At 67.1% G+C, this 18,533-nt stretch carries 20 protein-coding genes and 2 tRNA genes; 16 read left to right on the top strand and 6 right to left on the bottom strand.

All coding sequences use genetic code 11. The features are described from left to right. Window positions 1-90 precede the first annotated feature (90 nt). The 3 genes from LZ585_RS12640 to LZ585_RS12650 all read left to right on the top strand — a co-directional run bounded on the left by LZ585_RS12640 (window position 91) and on the right by LZ585_RS12650 (window position 3,299). Window positions 91-2,160 carry a TonB-dependent receptor domain-containing protein gene (locus LZ585_RS12640; protein ID WP_234853890.1) on the top strand — a complete coding sequence of 690 codons (2,070 nt, stop codon included), beginning with the start codon at window positions 91-93 and terminating at the stop codon, window positions 2,158-2,160. 90 nt (window positions 2,161-2,250) lie between these two features. Continuing rightward, a complete protein-coding gene (gene rocF / locus LZ585_RS12645; RefSeq protein ID WP_234853891.1) occupies window positions 2,251-3,171 on the top strand; it encodes an arginase in 921 nt (306 codons plus the stop codon). Between the two features lie 42 nt (window positions 3,172-3,213). Further along, window positions 3,214-3,299, top strand: a tRNA-Leu gene (locus LZ585_RS12650). A 61-nt stretch (window positions 3,300-3,360) separates the two neighbouring features. Here LZ585_RS12650 and LZ585_RS12655 read toward each other — a convergent pair. From LZ585_RS12655 to LZ585_RS12670, 4 genes are all read right to left on the bottom strand, one after another. Further along, window positions 3,361-3,436, bottom strand: a tRNA-Thr gene (locus tag LZ585_RS12655). 79 nt (window positions 3,437-3,515) lie between these two features. Next, window positions 3,516-5,240, bottom strand: coding sequence for a heme biosynthesis protein HemY (locus LZ585_RS12660; protein WP_234853892.1), 1,725 nt, complete (start codon window positions 5,238-5,240; stop codon window positions 3,516-3,518). Window positions 5,241-5,250: 10 nt separating this feature from the next. Further along, entirely contained in the window at window positions 5,251-6,588 is a 1,338-nt protein-coding gene (locus LZ585_RS12665) for a COG4223 family protein (protein ID WP_234853893.1), read from the bottom strand. Between the two features lie 89 nt (window positions 6,589-6,677). Further along, window positions 6,678-7,340 carry a uroporphyrinogen-III synthase gene (locus LZ585_RS12670; RefSeq protein ID WP_234853894.1) on the bottom strand — a complete coding sequence of 221 codons (663 nt, stop codon included), beginning with the start codon at window positions 7,338-7,340 and terminating at the stop codon, window positions 6,678-6,680. 65 nt (window positions 7,341-7,405) lie between these two features. Between LZ585_RS12670 and tsaD the strand changes: the two genes are divergently transcribed. From tsaD to truA, 9 genes are all read left to right on the top strand, one after another. Next, complete coding sequence (gene tsaD, locus LZ585_RS12675) at window positions 7,406-8,476, top strand: tRNA (adenosine(37)-N6)-threonylcarbamoyltransferase complex transferase subunit TsaD (RefSeq protein ID WP_234853895.1); 1,071 nt, start codon at window positions 7,406-7,408, stop codon at window positions 8,474-8,476. Continuing rightward, window positions 8,473-9,414 carry an NAD(P)H-dependent glycerol-3-phosphate dehydrogenase gene (locus LZ585_RS12680; RefSeq protein WP_234853896.1) on the top strand — a complete coding sequence of 314 codons (942 nt, stop codon included), beginning with the start codon at window positions 8,473-8,475 and terminating at the stop codon, window positions 9,412-9,414. The genes tsaD and LZ585_RS12680 overlap by 4 nt, the downstream gene beginning before the upstream one ends. Continuing rightward, window positions 9,411-9,686 (top strand): YciI family protein, encoded by a 276-nt coding sequence (locus tag LZ585_RS12685; RefSeq protein ID WP_234853897.1) that lies wholly within the window; start codon window positions 9,411-9,413, stop codon window positions 9,684-9,686. Before LZ585_RS12680 ends, LZ585_RS12685 begins: the two co-directional genes overlap by 4 nt. Further along, entirely contained in the window at window positions 9,686-10,099 is a 414-nt protein-coding gene (locus tag LZ585_RS12690; RefSeq protein WP_234855834.1) for an EVE domain-containing protein, read from the top strand. The genes LZ585_RS12685 and LZ585_RS12690 overlap by 1 nt, the downstream gene beginning before the upstream one ends. A gap of 120 nt (window positions 10,100-10,219) precedes the next feature. Next, window positions 10,220-10,471 (top strand): DUF4170 domain-containing protein, encoded by a 252-nt coding sequence (locus LZ585_RS12695; protein ID WP_234853898.1) that lies wholly within the window; start codon window positions 10,220-10,222, stop codon window positions 10,469-10,471. Between the two features lie 22 nt (window positions 10,472-10,493). Then, window positions 10,494-11,651, top strand: coding sequence for a 3-deoxy-D-manno-octulosonic acid transferase (locus LZ585_RS12700; RefSeq protein WP_234853899.1), 1,158 nt, complete (start codon window positions 10,494-10,496; stop codon window positions 11,649-11,651). Next, on the top strand, window positions 11,648-12,634 hold the full coding sequence (gene lpxK, locus LZ585_RS12705) for a tetraacyldisaccharide 4'-kinase (RefSeq protein WP_234853900.1): 987 nt from the start codon (window positions 11,648-11,650) through the stop codon (window positions 12,632-12,634). Before LZ585_RS12700 ends, lpxK begins: the two co-directional genes overlap by 4 nt. A gap of 157 nt (window positions 12,635-12,791) precedes the next feature. Further along, window positions 12,792-13,751, top strand: coding sequence for a 5-bromo-4-chloroindolyl phosphate hydrolysis family protein (locus LZ585_RS12710; RefSeq protein ID WP_234853901.1), 960 nt, complete (start codon window positions 12,792-12,794; stop codon window positions 13,749-13,751). A 7-nt stretch (window positions 13,752-13,758) separates the two neighbouring features. Beyond that, window positions 13,759-14,541 (top strand): tRNA pseudouridine(38-40) synthase TruA, encoded by a 783-nt coding sequence (truA, locus tag LZ585_RS12715; RefSeq protein ID WP_234853902.1) that lies wholly within the window; start codon window positions 13,759-13,761, stop codon window positions 14,539-14,541. Here the strand turns inward: truA and LZ585_RS12720 are convergent. After that, complete coding sequence (locus LZ585_RS12720) at window positions 14,538-15,494, bottom strand: NAD-dependent epimerase/dehydratase family protein (protein WP_234853903.1); 957 nt, start codon at window positions 15,492-15,494, stop codon at window positions 14,538-14,540. The genes truA and LZ585_RS12720 overlap by 4 nt on opposite strands. A gap of 39 nt (window positions 15,495-15,533) precedes the next feature. Further along, a complete protein-coding gene (locus tag LZ585_RS12725; RefSeq protein ID WP_315857606.1) occupies window positions 15,534-16,406 on the bottom strand; it encodes a sugar transferase in 873 nt (290 codons plus the stop codon). Between the two features lie 14 nt (window positions 16,407-16,420). Here LZ585_RS12725 and LZ585_RS12730 point away from each other — a divergent pair, with 14 nt between their 5' ends. The 4 genes from LZ585_RS12730 (at window position 16,421) to rimI (ending at window position 18,471) form a co-directional block, all read left to right on the top strand. Beyond that, a complete protein-coding gene (locus tag LZ585_RS12730; RefSeq protein ID WP_234853904.1) occupies window positions 16,421-16,876 on the top strand; it encodes a universal stress protein in 456 nt (151 codons plus the stop codon). Window positions 16,877-16,938: 62 nt separating this feature from the next. Continuing rightward, window positions 16,939-17,496 (top strand): NifU family protein, encoded by a 558-nt coding sequence (locus tag LZ585_RS12735; protein ID WP_234853905.1) that lies wholly within the window; start codon window positions 16,939-16,941, stop codon window positions 17,494-17,496. Beyond that, window positions 17,489-18,076, top strand: a complete 588-nt coding sequence (tsaB, locus tag LZ585_RS12740) for a tRNA (adenosine(37)-N6)-threonylcarbamoyltransferase complex dimerization subunit type 1 TsaB (RefSeq protein ID WP_234853906.1) — start codon at window positions 17,489-17,491, stop codon at window positions 18,074-18,076. Before LZ585_RS12735 ends, tsaB begins: the two co-directional genes overlap by 8 nt. After that, a complete protein-coding gene (rimI, locus tag LZ585_RS12745) occupies window positions 18,073-18,471 on the top strand; it encodes a ribosomal protein S18-alanine N-acetyltransferase (protein ID WP_234853907.1) in 399 nt (132 codons plus the stop codon). The genes tsaB and rimI overlap by 4 nt, the downstream gene beginning before the upstream one ends. Window positions 18,472-18,533: the final 62 nt, after the last annotated feature.

Genomic DNA, 18,533 nt, shown 5'->3' on the forward strand with positions numbered 1-18,533 from the left:
GATCCCCTGCGAAAACTTGAGACAGCAAGGCTGGGCGGTTAATCCGACAGAAATACCCAGGAATGCGGCATAGCGAACCCAGGCAGAATCATGGATTTATGCCTGGACTTCATCATGCCTATTGCCTTTCGACTTCCGACCCTTCTTCTTTCCGCCACTGCCTTGTGCGGCCCTGCCGCTGCCCTTGCGCAGACCCAGGCCGCCCCAACCGTATTGGAGGAGATCGTCGTCACGACCGCGTCGGGCATCGCGACCTCCGTCCAGGACGCGCCAGCCTCGGTCACGGTAATCGACCAGAAAGCGATCCAGGCCAGCGGCGCGCGCAATGTCAAGGACGTGCTGCGCACGGTGCCAGGCCTGAACCTGACGCGCGGCAATGACGGCAATTCGAACGTCTCGTTCCGGGGCCTGTCCAGCAGCCGCACCCTGACCCTGGTCAATGGCAAGCGCATCGGCAGCCGCAACACATTCGCCCGCCATTACCAGGGCGACCTGCAAATCGTGCCCCTAGATGCTATCGACCGGATCGAAGTCGTGCGCGGTCCGATGTCCACCCTTTATGGATCGGATGCGATGGGCGGGGTGATCAACATCATCACCCGAAAGTCGAGCGACGCCTGGACCGGATCGGTCACGACCGATTTCGGCATTGCGGACAACAACACCACTGCCGACAGCCGGTCGGTCTCGGCCTGTCTGTCGGGCCCGCTGGGCCGGAACCTTTCCCTGTCGGCTTGGGGCAAGCTGGCGGAAACGGAATCCCCCAAAGCCTATGGCTTCACCGAAAGCCGGGGCGAGTTGATCCCGCAGTATTCCACGAACGGGATCCGCACCCAGACCCTGGGTGCGCGCCTGACCTGGACCCCCGGCGACGGCATGGAATGGGGGGCCGAGGCGCAGTCTTCAGTCGACGACTATCTGGCGCCCGACAACGGCCCGACGGAAAACGAGGTCACCCGCCACAGCATCGGCCTGACGAACGAATGGCAATTGGCCGGGGGACAGCTGTCCAGCTACCTGCGCCACGAGGCGTCGGAAAACAAAAGCCGGAACACCGATACGGGCGATTTCGACGATGCCATCGATTATAACGCGACGACGCTGGAATCGCGCTATACGTCCGCGGCAACGCTGGGCGGGCATACCTTGGACTATACCCTGGGCGGGTTGATCGCCCATGAGAAGTTGCGCGATCCGAACACCACGGCGGATGCGCTGATCGAAGGCTCGGCCACAACGGCGGCGCTTTACGGAGAGGTTCGCACGGACGTGACCGACGCGCTGAGCCTGACCGGAGGCCTGCGCGTGGATCATCACGAGGATTTCGGCACCCATGTGACCCCCCGCATCTATGCCAATTACCGGATCAGCGACGCGCTGATGCTGAAGGCGGGCTATTCCCAGGCCTTTGTCGCGCCCGACCTGCGCAACCTGAACCCGAACTATCGGATGGGTTCGCGCGGCAATGGCTGCAAACCCTATCCCGGTCCCTGCACGATCATCGGCAACCCCGACCTGCAACCCGAAATCTCGGACAATTATGAAATCGGGCTGAACTATCAGGGCGAACGGACCAGCTGGGAGGTGACGGTCTTTTACAACGATGTCGAGGACATGATAAGCGCCCGCAGGATCCGCCCGGCCGATCCTGCAAATCCCGATGACACCGCCTTGTTTCAGCGCGACAACTTCGATTACGGCAAGACCGCCGGGATCGAGGCGGGGTTCGAACATGACCTGACCGACAACCTGGCCTGGACCACCTCGGCCACCCATATCGCCAAGTCGGAATTCAAGTATGGCGATTTCGACACCGCCTATCCGATGGCCACGACCCCGGAATGGAACGTCACCACCGGCCTTGCCTGGCAGGCCACCGACCGCCTGAACCTGTCGGGGCAGGTCACCTATGTCGGCAAGCAGGTGGGCTTTGTAATCGAGGAAGGGTTGACGGTGGGTGATGACGAACAGGCGTCTGTTCCGGCGGGGCAGAACAGCAAGGCCTATTACCTGGTCGATGTCGCGGCGGCTTTCGACCTGACCGACGACACCACGCTGAACCTGGGCATCGACAACCTGTTCGACGACCAGCCCGAATCAGAGGTGGATTACCGCGAGGATGGCCGCCTGTTCAAGATCGGGCTGACCACCCGCTTCTGACCCCGTGTCGCGAACCGGCCTGCGCCCGGTGGTGGACCTTCGCCGCCAAGCGTGTTCTTTTCGGGCCACCCGGCCCAAGGAGACGCGACCATGACCCATTGCATCTTGATCGGCGCGCCTGTCGATGAAGGCCAGCGCCGCCCCGGCTGCCTGATGGGACCGGCGGCCTATCGCGTGGCGGGATTGCCGGGAACCCTGACGGCCCTGGGCCATACGGTCCAGGACAGGGGCGACGTGCTGCCGGGTGCCCTGCCCGACCTGTCCTGCGCCAACCCTGCCGTCCACCACCTGCCCGAGATGATCGCCTGGACCGATGCGCTGCGGGATGCCGTGGCCGGGGCCTTGCCCGACGGGCTGCCGATCATCATGGGCGGGGATCACGCGCTTGCGCTTGGCAGCGTGGCGGGGGCGGCAATCCACGCGCACGCCACGGGCCGGCCCTTGTTCGTGCTGTGGCTGGACGCGCATAGCGACATCCACACGGTCCAGACGACGACATCGGGAAACCTGCACGGCACGCCCATAGCCTATGCGCTGGGGCTGCCGGGCTTTGATCCCTTTCCGTCCTTTCCCCATCCGGTGCCGGGCCAAAACATCTGTATGTTCGGCATCCGCAGCGTGGATCCGGCCGAACACGCCGCCCTTGTTGCCATCGACATTACGGTGAACGATATGCGAGTGCTGGACGAACAGGGCATTGTCGCCCCCTTGCGGACATTCCTGGACCAGGTCGCGGCGGCGAACGGGATGCTGCACGTGTCGCTGGACGTGGATTTCCTGGACCCGTCGATCGCACCCGCCGTAGGCACCACCGTCCCCGGTGGAGCCACCTTCCGCGAGGCGCATCTGGTCATGGAACTGCTGCACGAATCCGGCCTGGTCACGTCGCTGGATCTGGTGGAGCTGAACCCGTTCTTGGACGACCGGGGCCGCACGGCCAAGCTGATGGTCGATCTGGTCGGCAGCCTGATGGGCCGCAAGGTCTTCGACCGCCCCACCCGCAGCTTCTGAAAGCCTTGCCAATTGCCCCCCTGCCGGTTAGCGACAGGGAACGCGGGCGTGGCGGAATGGCAGACGCATGGGACTTAAACTCCCTGGGGCGCAAGCCCGTGCGGGTTCAAGTCCCGCCGCCCGCACCAGTTTTCCCCCGGAAATGCAAGACGGCCAGCCCCGAGGGACCGGCCGTTCCTGGATCAACCATGGTGCCGCTGAAGGGACTCGAACCCCCGACCCCATCATTACGAATGACGTGCTCTACCAGCTGAGCTACAGCGGCATCTGGTTGTGCGGCGCCGGATAGCAGGTTCCACGCCAAGGGAAAAGGGGGCGCGGCACTTTTTCTGCGTCCCCGTCGGTCAAGGCCGGGTCTTGCCCTCGGTCCAGTCCGCATCCTCGGGCGGAAGGACGTCGGGACGGATCAGGGTCGGTTCGGGCTGCACGGCGGGCGCGGGCCGAACCGACGGCTGCGGGTCTGCGGCCATGACCTCGACCCGGACGGGCACCGGTTCGGGCGTGGTGATGGTGTGGGCGGGTTCGACCGTCACATAGTCGCTTTCACGCGGGACCATGCCCGGGGTCACATCGGCGATTTCCACCCTGCGGACCTTGGAGGTCTTGCCCACGGGTTCCACGACCGGCTTGACCGGCTCGTCTTGCCGGACCGCGTCCTCGACCACAGGGGCCGATGGCTGAGGCTTTGGCGCGCCGACCAGCAAGGGCAGCATTTCAGCGCCCGGCGCCGCCATGGCGCCGGTGCCCCTTGCCTGGGGTTCCCGCCAGGTCAGCGTGTCAAAGCCGCCGCAACTGTCGCAAACCGGCGCCCAGTCCGACATCACGTTATGGCATTTGTCGCAAACCCATTGCGGGCCGCGCGAGGCGGTCAGCGCGCGCGCCAGATATCCGCGCACGACGCTGTCGTCCGCGCCCTCGCCCCGCTCCACCGCCGCCATGATCGACAGCGTGCGCACGGTCGGATGCTTTTCGGCCAGATCGCCCAACGCGCGGCGGGCGCCGGGGAAATCTTCGGCCGACAGCAGCAGTTCGGCGCGCAGCAGGCGCGATTCCTGGTCGTTGGGGTTCTTGGCGATCAGCCGGTCGAACCGGGTCAGGCGGGCGGAAGGCGTCTCATCGGGCACGATCTCGGCATAAGCCGAGGCCACGTCGGGATGGGGCCGCACCGACCAGGTCTTTTCCAGCACGCGGGACGCATTGCGGTAATCCTTTTGCGCGATATAGCTGCGCGCGGCCAGGACCGCCGCCGGGATCAGGTCCGGGGATGCCTTGTTGGCGGAAATCGCGGCCTCTCGGGCGCTTATGGAATTGCCATGGGCCAGAACTTCGCTGGCTTCCTGCAAGGCCAGCACGGCATCGCGGCGGATATGCACATCGGAGGGCAGATCGCCCTGACGGCGCTTGTCCTTCAGCAATTGCCGCGCGCCCTTCCAGTCATGTTCCCGCATTTCCAGATCCAGCAGCGTATCCTGCAGATCGCGGTGACGGGGCTTGAGGGCATAGGCCTTCTGCGCCAGCAGCAAGGCGGTTGCCGTGTCGCCGTCTTCCATCTTCTGGCGCATCAACCCGCGAATACCCACAAAGCGGGTGCGGTCGTCTTCCAGCAGCGTGCGATAAACCTGGCCCGCGCGGGTCTTGTCACCCGCCACCTCGGCCGCCTGGGCGGACAGCAGGTTGGTGATATGGGGCATGTTCAGGTATTTCTCGGCCTTGGCGGCCTTGTCCTGGGCCAGCTTGCCTTCGCCCGATGCCACGGCCAGCATCCCCTCGCCCAGGGCCTCGTATCCCTTGCGTTCGCGGGACCGGGCGAAATAGCGGTCGATGGCCGTTTCATCCCCCGCAATGAAGCGGATAAAGGCCAGGACCAGGCCCAGGGCCTTGAAGACCAGCCAGGCCAGAACCATCAGCACCAGCAGCGCCACGACCGCCTTGACGGGGGTCAGCGCGTATTCCGTGCCGGCATATTCGATGCGCAGCATCTGGCCCGTTTCGGACAACTGCACCGCCCCAAGCGAGACGACTAGGACCACGGCGAAGAAAAACAGGATTTTCAACAAGGACAGCAGCATTGCCCGGACCTCAGTTTGAAGGGGCGGACAGGTCGGACAATGCCGCCTGCGCATCGCGATAGGACACGGCCCCGGCCAGCCATTCGGCCATGGCGGGGGCGGCACGGGCGTTGTCGGACAGGGCTTCGATTTCCGTCACGGCATCCGCGATGCGGCCCGCCTGGACGGCTTCGTCGGCGCGGGACAGGATCGCATCCGGATCGCTGCCTTCGCGCGCCTCGACCGACCGGGCGCCGGTCTGGGCGCGCAGGAAATTGGTCAGCAGGTTGCCATTGCCCGCCACGCTGTCCCCGCGCAGCGATGCGCGCAGGGCGGCGCGCGCCGCCTCGGGAAAGCTGGCTTGCAGGCTGTCCAGGCTGGGCACGTCCCGGGTCAGTGCCTCGGGCGCCTCAAGCCCCGCGCCTTCCAGCGTTTGCCGCGCCTCCTCCGGTGTCACGCCCCGGTCCAGGGCGGATTGCAGGGCGGCGACGGCGGCCACGGCTTCGGCCCGGCGGGTGCTTTCGGCGGCGGCTTCCTGCAACTGCTGCGCCTCGGCCTGGGCTGCATTGATCTGCGCCTGCGCGGCTTGGGCTGCGGTCTGGAGCTGTTGTTCCAGGGTATCCGCCTCAGCCGCCAAGGCCTGCACGCGCGCGGCCATGTCGGGGTCGATCTGCGGACGGGCCGTCAATTCCTGGATTTGGACAGCCTGGGCTTCGATCTGCTGGCGCAATGCGGCCAGATCCTCGGGCGTAGGACCGGCGGGGGTATCTGCCGCCGCGGCTTCGGGCTGTGCCGCAGCCAGTTCGCTGCGCAGCGCATCGACCTGTTCGGCGGCCGCAGCTTGGGCTGCGGCAACCGCATCGCTGCGAATGGCAGCCACATCCACCTCGGGGGCGGCTGCAACGGGCTGGGGGACCGCCTGTTCGGGCAGCCAGTCCGCGGGCAGATGCGGCAATGCCCAGATCGTTGCCGCCGATCCCAGGCCTGCGGCGACCACCCCGCCCAGGAAAACCGGCCAGAAGCCGGTCTTTTTCACCACGACCTTTTGCGCCGGTGCTGGTGCGGATGTTTGGACCGGGATGTCGCGCGGCGCGGGTTCCGGCATGGCGGCCTTGGGGGGATCATCGGATCCGGCCGCGTCCGGCTTGCGCGCGGCGGGGGGATGCTGGCCGGTCTTGTCGCCCAGCAGGGTCGATTCGACGGGCTTCATCTCTGCCCCTTGCGCCGATGCGGCACGTCCGTCCCCCGCACCGATATCGGTCTGGGCAATCACGCCGGGCGTGGCCGCATCCTTTTTCGGCATCAGGGGGGTCTTGTCCTGCGGGGTTTCGGATTTGCTGTCGCTTGTGGTCTTGTCTGGCTTTTTCACGTGGTATCCCCGTCTCGCGGCAGCACGCATGGCCGCGCCTGGCCCGCAGCCTAATGAGGCCGGAGGCGCTTCTCAACCCGCCCTGCGCATCATTGTTCCGCCAAAGGCAGGCTGCGGATGGCCGCAGCCATGGCCGCCGCATCGGGCCGCTGGGCCACGGCATGACCGGCGGCGGGCGCGGCCCAGGCGGCCCAGGCGGCATCGCTGATCGCCACCGGCCACAACGGCGCCCTTGCCCCCCGCCCGGCATCCGCCACCAGACGTGCGCTGCGCGGGGAAAACAGCGGCAGGATCACCGGGGCCGTTCCCGCCAGCAGCGCCCCCGCCTCGTTGGTCAAGGGGACGGCCTGCTGGTCGTACACGACCATCCCCGGGACCGGCAGGCGCCTTGCCAGATGCCGGCCATGCGGGTGGATCAGCGGCACCCCCGCCGCCTCGATCAGCGGCAGCAGGCTTTCGGCAAAGCCATTGCCCATCCGGACGTCAAATCCCGCCGCGTGCGCAACCTGCCCGGTATGCTCGCCCACGCACAGCGCCAGCCGTCCCCGCCCCGCCCCGGCCGCGGGCACCGCATGGGCGGAGGTGAACACCAGCCCCGGCGCATCGCGCAAGGCGGCGGCGTCATGATCCACCGCCACGATCCGCAGGATGGGCGAAATCACCGCTGGCCAGTCCGGCAGCATTGCCGCGAACCGCCGCGAATCCTGCGGCGGGCGGGTCAGCAGCAGAACAGGTCGCTTGGTGCTGGACATTGGCATCCCCTGTGACCGATGCTAGGGCCTGACGCGTAAGCGCCATTTCCCCGCCCGGCAAGAGCATGAACGATACCCAGATTTTCCTTGGCATCGAGAGCAGTTGCGACGACACTGCCGCTGCCCTTGTGACAGGCGACCGGCGGATCCTGGCATCCGTGATCCACAGCCAGACCGCGCTTCACGCCGATTTCGGCGGCGTGGTGCCGGAAATCGCCGCGCGCGCCCATGCGGAACGGCTGGACCTGGTCGTGGAACAGGCGCTGTCCCAGGCGGGCGTCGCGCTGTCCGATGTGGCGGCGGTGGCGGTCACGGCGGGACCGGGGCTGATCGGCGGGGTGATGGCGGGCGTCATGTGCGCCAAGGGCATCGCCGCTGGTGCGGGCCTGCCGCTGATCGGCGTGAACCACCTTGCGGGCCATGCGCTGACCCCGCGCCTGACGGACGGCATCGGCTTTCCCTATCTGATGCTGCTGGTATCGGGCGGACATTGCCAGTTCCTGCGCGTGGACGGACCGCAGGATTTCACCCGCCTGGGCGGCACCATCGACGATGCCCCGGGCGAGGCCTTTGACAAGCTGGCCAAGCTGCTGGTCCTGCCCCAGCCGGGCGGGCCTTCCGTGGAATCCGAGGCCGCGTCCGGCAATCCCAACCGCTTCGCCCTGCCCCGCCCGCTTCTGGACCGTCCGGGATGCGATATGTCGTTTTCCGGCCTCAAGACCGCCGCGCTGCGGCTGCGCGACCAGTTGATCGCGGACCAGGGAGGCCTGCGTCAACAGGACCGTGCGGACCTGTGTGCCGCGTTCCAGCAGGCCGTGGCCGAGGTTTTGGCCGAAAAATCCCGCAGGGCGCTTGCGGCAAGCTCGGCCCCGGTTCTGGCCGTCGCGGGCGGTGTCGCCGCCAACCGCACCATCCGCGCGGCCTTGGAACGGGTGGCGCAGGATGCGGGCGCGCGGTTCCTTGCCCCGCCGCTTGCGCTTTGCACCGACAACGGCGCGATGATCGCCTGGGCCGGGGCGGAACGCTTTACCCTGGGTCATCGCGACGGCATGGACCTGGCCGCCCGCCCCCGCTGGCCGCTGGATCAGGACGCGGCCCCGATGCTGGGCAGCGGCAAGAAGGGTGCCAAGGCATGAGCATCGCGATCGTGGGCGCGGGCGCATTCGGCACGGCGCTTGCGGTGGCCTTGTCCGCGAACGGCCCTGTGACGCTGTGGGCGCGCGACATCCGCTGGGGCCGCGACAACCCGCGCCTGCCGGGGGTCGCCCTGCCCGATGCAATCCGCATCACCGATGATCTGCCGACGGCCACCCGGGCCGATACGCTGCTGATGGCCCTGCCCGCCCAGGCGCTTGGCGGCTTCCTGGCCGATCACGCGGCGCTTCTGGACGGCAAGCACCTGGTCAGCACGGCCAAGGGCATCGACCTTGCCCAGTTGACCGGCCCGTCCGTCCTGCTGTCCAACGCCTGTCCGCGCGCGACCGTGGCGGTCCTGACCGGCCCGTCCTTTGCGGCTGACATCGCGCGCGGGCTGCCCACCGCCCTGACGCTGGCCTGCGCCAACGCTGAGGCGGGCAAGGCGCTGCAACACGCGCTGTCCACCCCGGTCCTGCGGCTTTACCGAACCACTGACGTGACAGGCGCCGAACTCGGCGGCGCGCTGAAGAACGTCATCGCCATCGCAGCGGGCGTCGTGATCGGCGCGGGCTTGGGCGACAGCGCGAGGGCCGCCATCATCACGCGCGGCTTTGCCGAGATGACCCGCCTTGCCGCCCGTCTGGGCGCGCGCCCCGAAACGCTGACCGGCCTGTCGGGCTTGGGCGACCTGACATTGACCTGCACCTCGGCGGGGTCGCGCAACTTCCGCTATGGGCAGGCGCTTGGCGCGCGCCAGCCGTTCGACAGCACCACCACCGTCGAAGGCGCCGCCACCGCCCGCGCCGTCGCGGCCCTGTCGGACCAGATCGGCGAGGATATGCCGATCGCCGCCATGGTGGCCCGCCTGGCCGAGGGCCGCATGACCGTGGACGACGCGGCCCAATCCCTGATGACTCGCCCCTTGAAGGAGGAATGATGCCCCTGTTCGCCGTGATCTGCCGGGACAAGCCCGGCGCCCTGCAAACCCGCCTGGATACGCGCGACGCGCATCTGGCCTATCTGCACGACAGCGGCATTGTCCGCATGGCCGGCCCGCTTGTCGAGCAAGGCCAGATGTGCGGATCCCTGCTGGTCGTCGAAGCCGATGATCTGGCCGCGGCGCAGGACTGGGCGGCAAAGGATCCCTACAAGGCCGCCGGGCTGTTTGGCAGCACCGAGGTCGTCGAATGGAAGAAGGTGATCGGCTGATGGCCTTCTGGCTGTTCAAATCGGAGCCCGACGTGTTCGGCTGGGACGACCTGGTCGCCAAGGATGACGCGGGCGAGGAATGGGACGGGGTGCGCAACTATCAGGCGCGCAACTTCATGCGTGCGATGAAGACGGGCGATCTGGGCCTGTTCTATCATTCCAACATCGGCAAGGAAGCCGTGGGCATCGTCCAGGTCATCGCCGAGGCCCATCCCGACAGCACGGCGGACGATCCGAAATGGGAATGCGTGGACATCATGGCCGTGAAGCCCCTGCCCCGCCCGGTTTCGCTGGACCAGGCGAAACAGGAACCGGCGCTCAAGGACATGGTGCTGGTCAACAACTCGCGCCTGTCGGTCCAGCCGGTCAAGGATGACGAATGGGCCGCAATCATGAAACTGGCGGGGCTATAGCTTTTGCCTTGGCCAAAATATCCCACGGGGGCCCGGGGGTGGGAAACCCCCGGCTTGCCGCTTCCTCTCGGCGCGACAGCGGGTTAGGGTCCGGGCGACATCCAACAGGGGAAGACACCCATGAGCCAGCGTCTGCATCTTGTCTTTGGCGGCGAGCTGACCGACCCGCAGGGCACCCAGTTCCGCGACACCGATGCCATCCACATCGTCGGCATCTTCCCCAATTACCAGGCCGCCTATGATGCCTGGAAGGCGGAATCGCAGCGGACGGTGGACAGCGCCCATACCCGTTATTTCATCGCCCACCTGCACCGCCTGCGCGACGAGGAAGCCGCCGCCAGCCCCACCGAGGAGCTGGAGGTCCGGGGCTGATCGCCCAGGTTCGGCGCAGGCCATGATCAAGGTATCCGGCATCGGGCAGTTCGGCCTGTGGTGGCAAGGCCGCCGGGCCGTGCCCGACGATGCCCCCGCGCCCGAAATCCCGCAGGGCATCGGCCCCTTGCTGCTGGTGCAGGTCGCGCCCGAAGCGCGGGCGGCCTTTGCCCAGGTGCAGCGCCGCCTGATGCGGGGACGCCCCGACCTGCGCATCCTGGACGCGGGCGATCCCGCCCCCGCCATGGCCGAGACGCTGATGGCCGCTGGTCCTGCCGCCGTCCTTTTGCTGGGATCGGACCTGCCCGCATCCCTGATCCTGGCGGCCAGCCGCCGGGGCCTGCCGGTCATCCTGGCCGAAGCGCGGCTTGCCCCCGAGGATACCGGCTGGACGCTGCGGGCCAGCGCGCGGCGCGAATTGCTGCGCCAGATGCGCGCGATCCTTGTGACCGACCCCCCCAGCCACTCGATCGCCCTGCGCATGGGCGCAGACCGCAGACGCGTCGCCATGACCGGCCCGGTGGCCGAAATCCGCGATCCCCTGCCCTGTTCCGAGGCCGAGCGCAGCGTCATGGCCCAGTTGCTGCGGGGCCGCCATGCGTGGCTTGCAGCCTCGGTCCCCCCGGACGAGGAAGACGCGGTGCTGACCGCCCATCACGCGGCGCTTGCGCAATCGCACCGGGCGCTGCTGTTCCTGGCCCCGCGCGATCCCGACCGCATCGCCCCCCTGGCCCAGGCGATCGAGGCCGGCGGCCTGACCGTCGCCCGCCGGTCCTGGGACGAGGATCCGACCGATGATGTCCATGTCATGCTGACCGACGGTCCGACCGAAATGGGCTTGTGGTATCGCCTGGCCCCCGTCACCTACCTGGGCGGCACGCTGGGGGGCGACGATGCCGCGGCCCGCCATCCGTTCGAACCCGCCGCCCTGGGTTCCGCCATCGTCCATGGCCCCCATACGGACCGCTTTGCCACCGAATGGCAGCAGCTTGGCGGCGCGGGCGCGGCGCGCCAGGTCGCCACCCCCGAGGATCTGGCCGCAGCCATCGCCGAATTGTCCCAGCCCGACCTGATCGCAACGCTTGCCAGCAATGCCTGGACCGTCAGCACGGGCGGCGCGGACGTGACCATGCGCATCTGCGCCCCGGTCTTGGACGCCATCGCAAAGGCCACGCCATGAAACGCGCGCCCGTCTTCTGGTATCAGCGTCCGCCGACGCTCGCCGCACGTCTGTTGTCGCCGCTGGGTGCGGCCTATGCCCGTGCCACCGCCCGGCGGCTGGCGGGCGGCACGCGGGCGCGGGTGGGCGTGCCGGTGATCTGCGTGGGCAACCTGAACGCAGGCGGCACCGGCAAGACGCCCACGGTGATCCACCTGCAACAGGCGCTGCAGGCGCGCGGGATTGCCGCCCAAGTAGTATCGCGCGGCTTTGGCGGCAGCGCCTCAGGCCCCCTGCGGGTCGAGGAAGCGCGCCATGAGGCCGCTCTGACCGGGGACGAGCCCTTGCTGATGGCGGCCTTCGGCCCGGTCTGGGTCGCCAGGGACCGGCTGGCGGGCGCACGGGCGGCGGTGGCCGATGGCGCAGGGGCGATCATCCTGGACGACGGGTTCCAGGATCCGGCCCTTGCCCACGACCTGTCGCTGGTCGTGGTCGATGCGGCCAAGGGCTTTGGCAACGGTTTCTGCATCCCGGCCGGACCCTTGCGCGAACCCGTGGCGACAGGCCTTGCCCGCGCCGATCTGCTGTTGTCGGTCGGTCCCCCTGACGCGCAGGCCCGCTTTGCCGCCCCCCCGGGGGCACCGCCGCATCTGCGCGGGGCCTTGGCGCCCCTGGCCATGGGCATGGACTGGGGGGGCTATCGCGTCTTGGCCTTCGCAGGCATCGGCCACCCCGAGAAGTTCTTTGCCACCCTGGCCGGGCTTGGCGCCGATCTGGTCCGGGCCGAGGCGTTGGAGGATCACCAGCCCTTCACCCCCGCCTTGCTGACCCGGCTTGAGACCGAATCCCGGTTGCTGGGCGCCCAGCTTGTCACCACCGAAAAGGACGCGGCCCGCCTGCCCCGATCCTTCCGGCCCAAGGTGATGACCCTGCCCGTGCGCCTGGCCCTTGACGACCCCGCGCCGCTGGACCGGGCGCTGGACCGTCTGTTTCCGCGTGGCTGATCTTTGCAATCGGCCCGGCAATCCCGATATAGGGCAGGACGGGCCGTGATGGCCCAAGGGGAAAGGACAGGCATGTCGCGGAACGCCATCCAACGGCTGGGCTTTTATCTGCTGGTTCTGGTGACGCTTTATGCCTCGCTGGGGGCGGGATAGGACCATGGCGAAACGCTTTGGCGGGCGGTTCTCGCCCGATGCCCTGCAGAATGGCAATCTGAACCCCATCCCTGACGCGCCGATCCGCCACCGGCTGGCCGGGCGCCCGAAATATGTGACCATGGCGGCGGTGCCGTTCCTGTTCAGCGCGTTTTTCCAGGATCCGGCAGGCATGGCCGCCAATCTGGCGGCCTTTGGCGTGATTGCCAGCGCCATGTGGATGACCCGCGAAGGCCTTGCCGCCGAGGCCGCGTACGAGGTGCGCCGCGTCGCGCGCCGCCCGGCGATCCCGCGCAAGCTGTTCGGGGGCGTTCTGGCCGGGCTGGGCCTGGGGCTGGGGGTCGCAGAACCCGGCAGCCTGGCCGGCGCCGGGGCGGTGGGCGTGACGGGACTGGCGCTGCACTGGCTGGCCTTCGGGTCCGACCCGATGCGCGACAAGGGGATGGACGGGGTCGACGGCTTTCAGGGGGAACGCGCCCAGAAGATGATCGAGGAAGCCGAGGCCCATCTGGCCCAGATGCGCGACGCGATCCGCCAGTTGGGCGACCGCTGGCTGGACGCACGGATAAACCGTTTTGCCGCCACGGTCGAAGACCTGTTCGACCGCGTGCGCAGCAATCCCGGCGATCTGTCGGCAGCGCGGCGATATCTGGGCGTTTACCTGATGGGCGCGCGCGATGCCTCGGTCAAGTTCGCCGATCTGTATCGCCAAACGCAGGATCCGGCGGTACGGGCGTCCTATGAAACGTTCCTGGACGATCTGGAAAAGGATTTCAGCGCCAAGTCGCGGCGATTGCTGGAAGGCGACCGCACCGATCTGGACATCGAGATATCGGTCCTGCGCGACCGTTTGGCGCGGGAAGGCGTCCGGGCCAGCGAACCCGCGGCGCTCGAACCGCCCCGGACCGAGGCCGCGCGCTTTCTGGACGACCTGCTCACCCCCGGCCAGGACAAGGTGCGCTGATCCGCCGATGCCGCGCTTTGCCCTGAAGATCGAATATGACGGGCGCCCCTTTGCCGGATGGCAGGCCCAGGCCGACCAGCCGTCGGTGCAAGGCGCAATCGAGGCCGCGCTGGCCCGCCTGGATCCCGGCTTTGCCGCAGGGGCGCGGATCGCGGCGGCCGGGCGCACCGATGCGGGCGTCCACGCCACGGCCCAGGTCGCCCATGCCGATCTGGCCCGCGACTGGGATCCGTTCCGCCTGGCCGAGGCGTTGAATTTCCACCTGAAACCCGCACCCGTGGCGGTCCTGGTTGCAGCCCGCGTTCCCGATGATTTCCACGCCCGCTTTTCCGCCATCGAACGGCGATACCTGTTCCGCCTGCAGGCCCGCCGGGCGCCCGCGACCCATGATCGTGGCCTGGTCTGGCAGGTTCTGCACCCTCTGGACGCAGACGCCATGCGCAAGGGGGCCGCGCATCTGCGGGGCCGTCACGATTTCACGACCTTCCGATCCTCGATCTGCCAGGCGGCAAGCCCGGTCAAGACCTTGGATGACATCAGGATCGAGGAGACCGCCATTCCCCACGGGCATGAATACCGATTTCACCTGCGGGCGCGGTCGTTCTTGCACAACCAAGTCCGGTCGATCGTGGGCACATTGGAGCGGGTCGGCGCCGGATCGTGGCCGCCAGACCGGGTGGCCGATGCCCTGGCCGCCCGCGACCGGTCGGAATGCGGCCCGGTCTGCCCGCCGCACGGGCTTTATCTGTGCGGTGTCGGCTATCCGCAGGATCCGTTTGAAAACCCCTAGCGGCTATCAGGGGCCGATCGTTCCGTCATCCAGCGCCAAAGATCCGACAGCCCCTGGTCCACGTCAAATCGGGGTGTGAAGCCCAGCTCGTCGTGTGCGGCCTTGCCGCATCCGAGCGAAGCCTGGATATCCCCCGGTCGCGCCGGGACGTGAATATCGGCCGTCCGCGCCCTGCCGGACGCCGCATCGACCTTTTGCGCAAGGTCGGCCACGGTGGTGCCGGCACCCGTGCAGACATTGAAACGGTGGGCGCCCGGCCGGCTGGCCGCAAGATCCCCTGCGTGCAGGATCGCGCTGACAACATCCTGGACATGGACAAAGTCCCGCACCTGCGAGCCGTCGCCCTGAATGGTATGGGGCAGATCGTGCAGGACATTCGAAAAGAACTTGGCAATCACCCCCGCATAAGGGGACGCGGGATCCTGCCCTGGGCCATAAGCATTGAAAAGCCGAAGACTGACCGAGGGCAGGCCGCGTATATCCGCCATGGCCCCCAGATGATGTTCGCCAGCAAGCTTGTCCGCCCCATAAGGGGAAAGCGGCAACAAGGCGTCATCTTCGCGGCACGATGCCCCCGTCATGTTGCCGTACACCGCCGCGGTAGAGGTGAAGACCACCGGAATCCTGCGACGCTCGCTGGCCGCCAGGAAGACGGTAAGGGCGCCATCCAGGTTTACCCTGTGCGCATCCAGCCAGTCGTCTATGCAGGCTTGGACAGACACACGGGCAGCCAGGTGGTAAATGCCGTCCACCCCCGATGCCAGGTCGCGCACCAAAGGTCCGTCCAGGATGCTTCCCCGCACAAAGGATGCCTTTGCATGGATGTTTTCCGGCTTTCCCGTGGAAAGATCGTCCAGAACGACAACGTGGTTGCCTTGCCCAATCAGGCGGTCAACCAGGTGGGTTCCGATAAATCCAGCTCCTCCGGTAACAAGAACCTTGCGGGTGTTCATGCTATCGGGGCCAAACCATGCTCCATCGGCAGTTCAGGATCATTTCCGCCTGCGCGGCCGCCGGTTTTTCGAAAAGACCACGACCAATGTCTGCCACATGATCCAGATATCAAGGGCCATTGTCCGGTTTTTCTGGTATATCAGGTCTATCTTCAACTTCGTGGGCAGGCAGCGCCTTTGATAGGCGGTCTCGGTTTCCTCGGCGCTGCGGCACCTGGCCAGGATACTGCCCTCGTGCTGATGATAGATCAGCGTGGCCAGCCCCGTCACACCGGGGCGGTTTCGCAGAACCTGCCCATAAACGCCGGGAAAGCGTTCGGCATATTCACGGATGGTCGGGCGCGGCCCGACAAAGCTCATGTCGCCGGACAGGATGTTGAACAACTGCGGCATCTCGTCGATCCGGGTGCGGCGCAGGAAATGTCCAAGCGGCGTTATGCGCCAGTTCTTGTGGGCGCCCGTCACCCCGAAATCGCCGTCCTGCTGCATCATCGTGCGGAACTTCAGATGCATGAAGGTCCGGTTCGGCGAACTCATGCGCGGCGCGGCATAAAAGATTGGCCTGCCTTGAACGATCAGCAGTACAAGCGCAACAAACGCCATGATGAACGACAAGGGGACAAGCAGAAGCAGGGCCAGCGAGACATCGAACAAACGCTTGCGCCGGGGCAATGGCTTGATGCCCGCCGCCCTCGCCTCATGCATGAGCCAGGTTAAGCTGGTGGCCGGAACATATGCTGCTTCGCCCTTGTCCCAGTCATGGTGGATCGTCACGATACCTGCCCTGCAACAACTCGTTCTTTGTTGCCGGGTAGCATATCGACGAAAGCATGGAAACCATGGCAGCACTAATCTGCCGAATGACTTGCGCGACCATGGCAAAGGGGCCACTGTCTGGCCGGAAATGGGCAATTCGAAGGCGGGTGATGCGGAAATTTCTTGTCATGCTGGACGACAGCCGGGAATGCCTGAACGCGATGCGCTTTGCGGCCATGCGCGCATCCAATTCCGGGGGCGCGGTGACGGTGCTGGCGGTCATCCCCCCGAATGAAATCCAGCACGGCTTCGGCGTGGCCGAAGTGATGCGCGCCGAGGCCTATGAACGGATCGAGGCGCATTTCGAAGTTTTCGCCAAGTGGATGAGAATGCGGCCAAAAGTGGAACCGGAACTGGTCATCCGCGAGGGGGATCCGGCCGAGGAACTGCTGGCTTATCTGGCCCAAGACCCCGAGGTGGGCATTGTCGCGATGGGCCTGGGATCGGACCGGTCGGTCCAGAACCCGGTGCTGACGCGCCTGTTGCGCGATGCGGCGACCCTGCCCTGCCCGATCACCATCGTGCCCGCCGATATCTCGAAGGAACGGCTGGAAGCGATCACCTGACCCCCGCCCTGCTTGACCTGCAGGCCCCGCGTCGCCATATCCGTTCCAAAGGAGCCTTGGCCATGTTCATCCAGACAGAAACCACCCCGAACCCTGCGACGTTGAAGTTCCTTCCCGGCGACATCGTGCTGGACAACGGCACCGCCGACTTTCCCGCCCCCGACACCGCCGCCAAGTCGCCCCTGGCGCAGCGCATCTTTGCCGTGGGCGGCGTGACGGGCGTTTTCCTGGGCCGCGACTTCGTGACCGTGACCAAGGCCGACGACCAGCCCTGGGATCACCTGAAGCCCTCGATCCTGGGCGCGATCATGGAACATTTCCAGTCAGGCGCCCCCTCGGTCGAAGGCAAGGCGGAACAATCCGGCCATGCCAGCCACGACGGTCCCGATTCGGAAATCGTGGTCCAGATCAAGGAACTGCTGGACACCCGCGTCCGCCCGGCGGTCGCCCAGGACGGCGGCGACATCACCTTCCACGGTTTCGACCGGGGTGTCGTCTATCTGCATATGCAGGGCGCCTGCGCGGGTTGCCCGTCGTCCACCCTGACGCTGAAGATGGGGATCGAGAACCTGCTGCGCCATTACATCCCCGAGGTGGTCGAGGTCCGGCCGGTTGCCTGATTCCCTTGCCTTGGGCTTTGACACATCGGCCGCGCATTGCGCGGCCGCTTTGTTGCGGGGCGACACCGTTCTGGCGCATCTGTCCGAGGAGATGACCAAGGGCCAGGCCGAACGGCTGTTTCCGTTGCTGGAAGGGCTTCTGGCCCAAACCGGCCTGGTCTGGCGGAACCTGGACGTGATCGGCGTGGGCATCGGGCCGGGGAACTTTACCGGCATCCGCATTGCGGTCGCCGCCGCGCGCGGGTTGGCACTGTCGCTTGGCATTCCTGCCGTGGGCGTGACCGCGACAGATGCGGCGGCCCATGGCCTGCCCCGCCCCTGCCGCATCGTTCTGCCGCTGCGGGCGGACCAAGTGGTGTGGCAGGACTTTGGTAGGGGCGAAACCCAGCCTCGGCAGGCAACCCAGGATTCCCTGCCGCCCGGCCTCGCGCCCGCTCTGCCGGTGGTCCAGCCTGCGGTGGCCATTGCGCGCATCGCCCTGGCCCGCCGCGCTGACCCCGGCCCGCGCCCGGCGCCCTTCTATCTGCGCCCCGCCGATGCCGCACCCGCGCGGGACGTGGCACCCTTGATCCTGCCGTGACGCCAGACCGGCTTGCGGCTCTGCACGCGCGCTGCTTCACCCGCCCCCGGCCCTGGACGGTGGCCGAGTTTGCGGATCTGCTGGCCAGTCCTCATGCCTTCCTGCTGACCCGTCCGGACGGTTTCCTGCTGGGACGCCTTGTTGTTGACGAAGCCGAGGTGCTGACCCTGGCCGTGGCCCCGCAATCCCGCCGACAGGGCATCGCACGCGACCTGATGGACGATTTTGCCGCCACGTCACGTGACCGAGGGGCAACCCGCGCCTTTCTGGAGGTCGCGGCCGACAACGCGCCCGCCCAGGCCCTTTATCATGGGACAGGCTGGCGGGAATCCGGCCGCAGGCGGCGGTATTATGGGCCCGATCTTGACGCCATTGTCATGGCCTTGGCCCTTTAACCCGTCCAACAAGGCGGTTGACCGGCAGGGGGCGATGCGCCCTAATCGCGCCATCACGCGGG

This window comes from Paracoccus everestensis (assembly GCF_021491915.1).
Classification (GTDB): domain Bacteria; phylum Pseudomonadota; class Alphaproteobacteria; order Rhodobacterales; family Rhodobacteraceae; genus Paracoccus; species Paracoccus everestensis.

Coding starts and splice junctions, on each gene's coding strand:
- LZ585_RS12640 (WP_234853890.1), top strand. CDS start 91: ATGGATTTATGCCTGGACTTCATCATGCCTATTGCCTTTCGACTTCCG.
- rocF (WP_234853891.1), top strand. CDS start 2,251: ATGACCCATTGCATCTTGATCGGCGCGCCTGTCGATGAAGGCCAGCGC.
- LZ585_RS12660 (WP_234853892.1), bottom strand. CDS start 5,240: ATGCTGCTGTCCTTGTTGAAAATCCTGTTTTTCTTCGCCGTGGTCCTA.
- LZ585_RS12670 (WP_234853894.1), bottom strand. CDS start 7,340: ATGTCCAGCACCAAGCGACCTGTTCTGCTGCTGACCCGCCCGCCGCAG.
- tsaD (WP_234853895.1), top strand. CDS start 7,406: ATGAACGATACCCAGATTTTCCTTGGCATCGAGAGCAGTTGCGACGAC.
- LZ585_RS12680 (WP_234853896.1), top strand. CDS start 8,473: ATGAGCATCGCGATCGTGGGCGCGGGCGCATTCGGCACGGCGCTTGCG.
- LZ585_RS12685 (WP_234853897.1), top strand. CDS start 9,411: ATGATGCCCCTGTTCGCCGTGATCTGCCGGGACAAGCCCGGCGCCCTG.
- LZ585_RS12690 (WP_234855834.1), top strand. CDS start 9,686: ATGGCCTTCTGGCTGTTCAAATCGGAGCCCGACGTGTTCGGCTGGGAC.
- LZ585_RS12695 (WP_234853898.1), top strand. CDS start 10,220: ATGAGCCAGCGTCTGCATCTTGTCTTTGGCGGCGAGCTGACCGACCCG.
- LZ585_RS12700 (WP_234853899.1), top strand. CDS start 10,494: ATGATCAAGGTATCCGGCATCGGGCAGTTCGGCCTGTGGTGGCAAGGC.
- lpxK (WP_234853900.1), top strand. CDS start 11,648: ATGAAACGCGCGCCCGTCTTCTGGTATCAGCGTCCGCCGACGCTCGCC.
- LZ585_RS12710 (WP_234853901.1), top strand. CDS start 12,792: ATGGCGAAACGCTTTGGCGGGCGGTTCTCGCCCGATGCCCTGCAGAAT.
- truA (WP_234853902.1), top strand. CDS start 13,759: ATGCCGCGCTTTGCCCTGAAGATCGAATATGACGGGCGCCCCTTTGCC.
- LZ585_RS12720 (WP_234853903.1), bottom strand. CDS start 15,494: ATGAACACCCGCAAGGTTCTTGTTACCGGAGGAGCTGGATTTATCGGA.
- LZ585_RS12730 (WP_234853904.1), top strand. CDS start 16,421: ATGCGGAAATTTCTTGTCATGCTGGACGACAGCCGGGAATGCCTGAAC.
- LZ585_RS12735 (WP_234853905.1), top strand. CDS start 16,939: ATGTTCATCCAGACAGAAACCACCCCGAACCCTGCGACGTTGAAGTTC.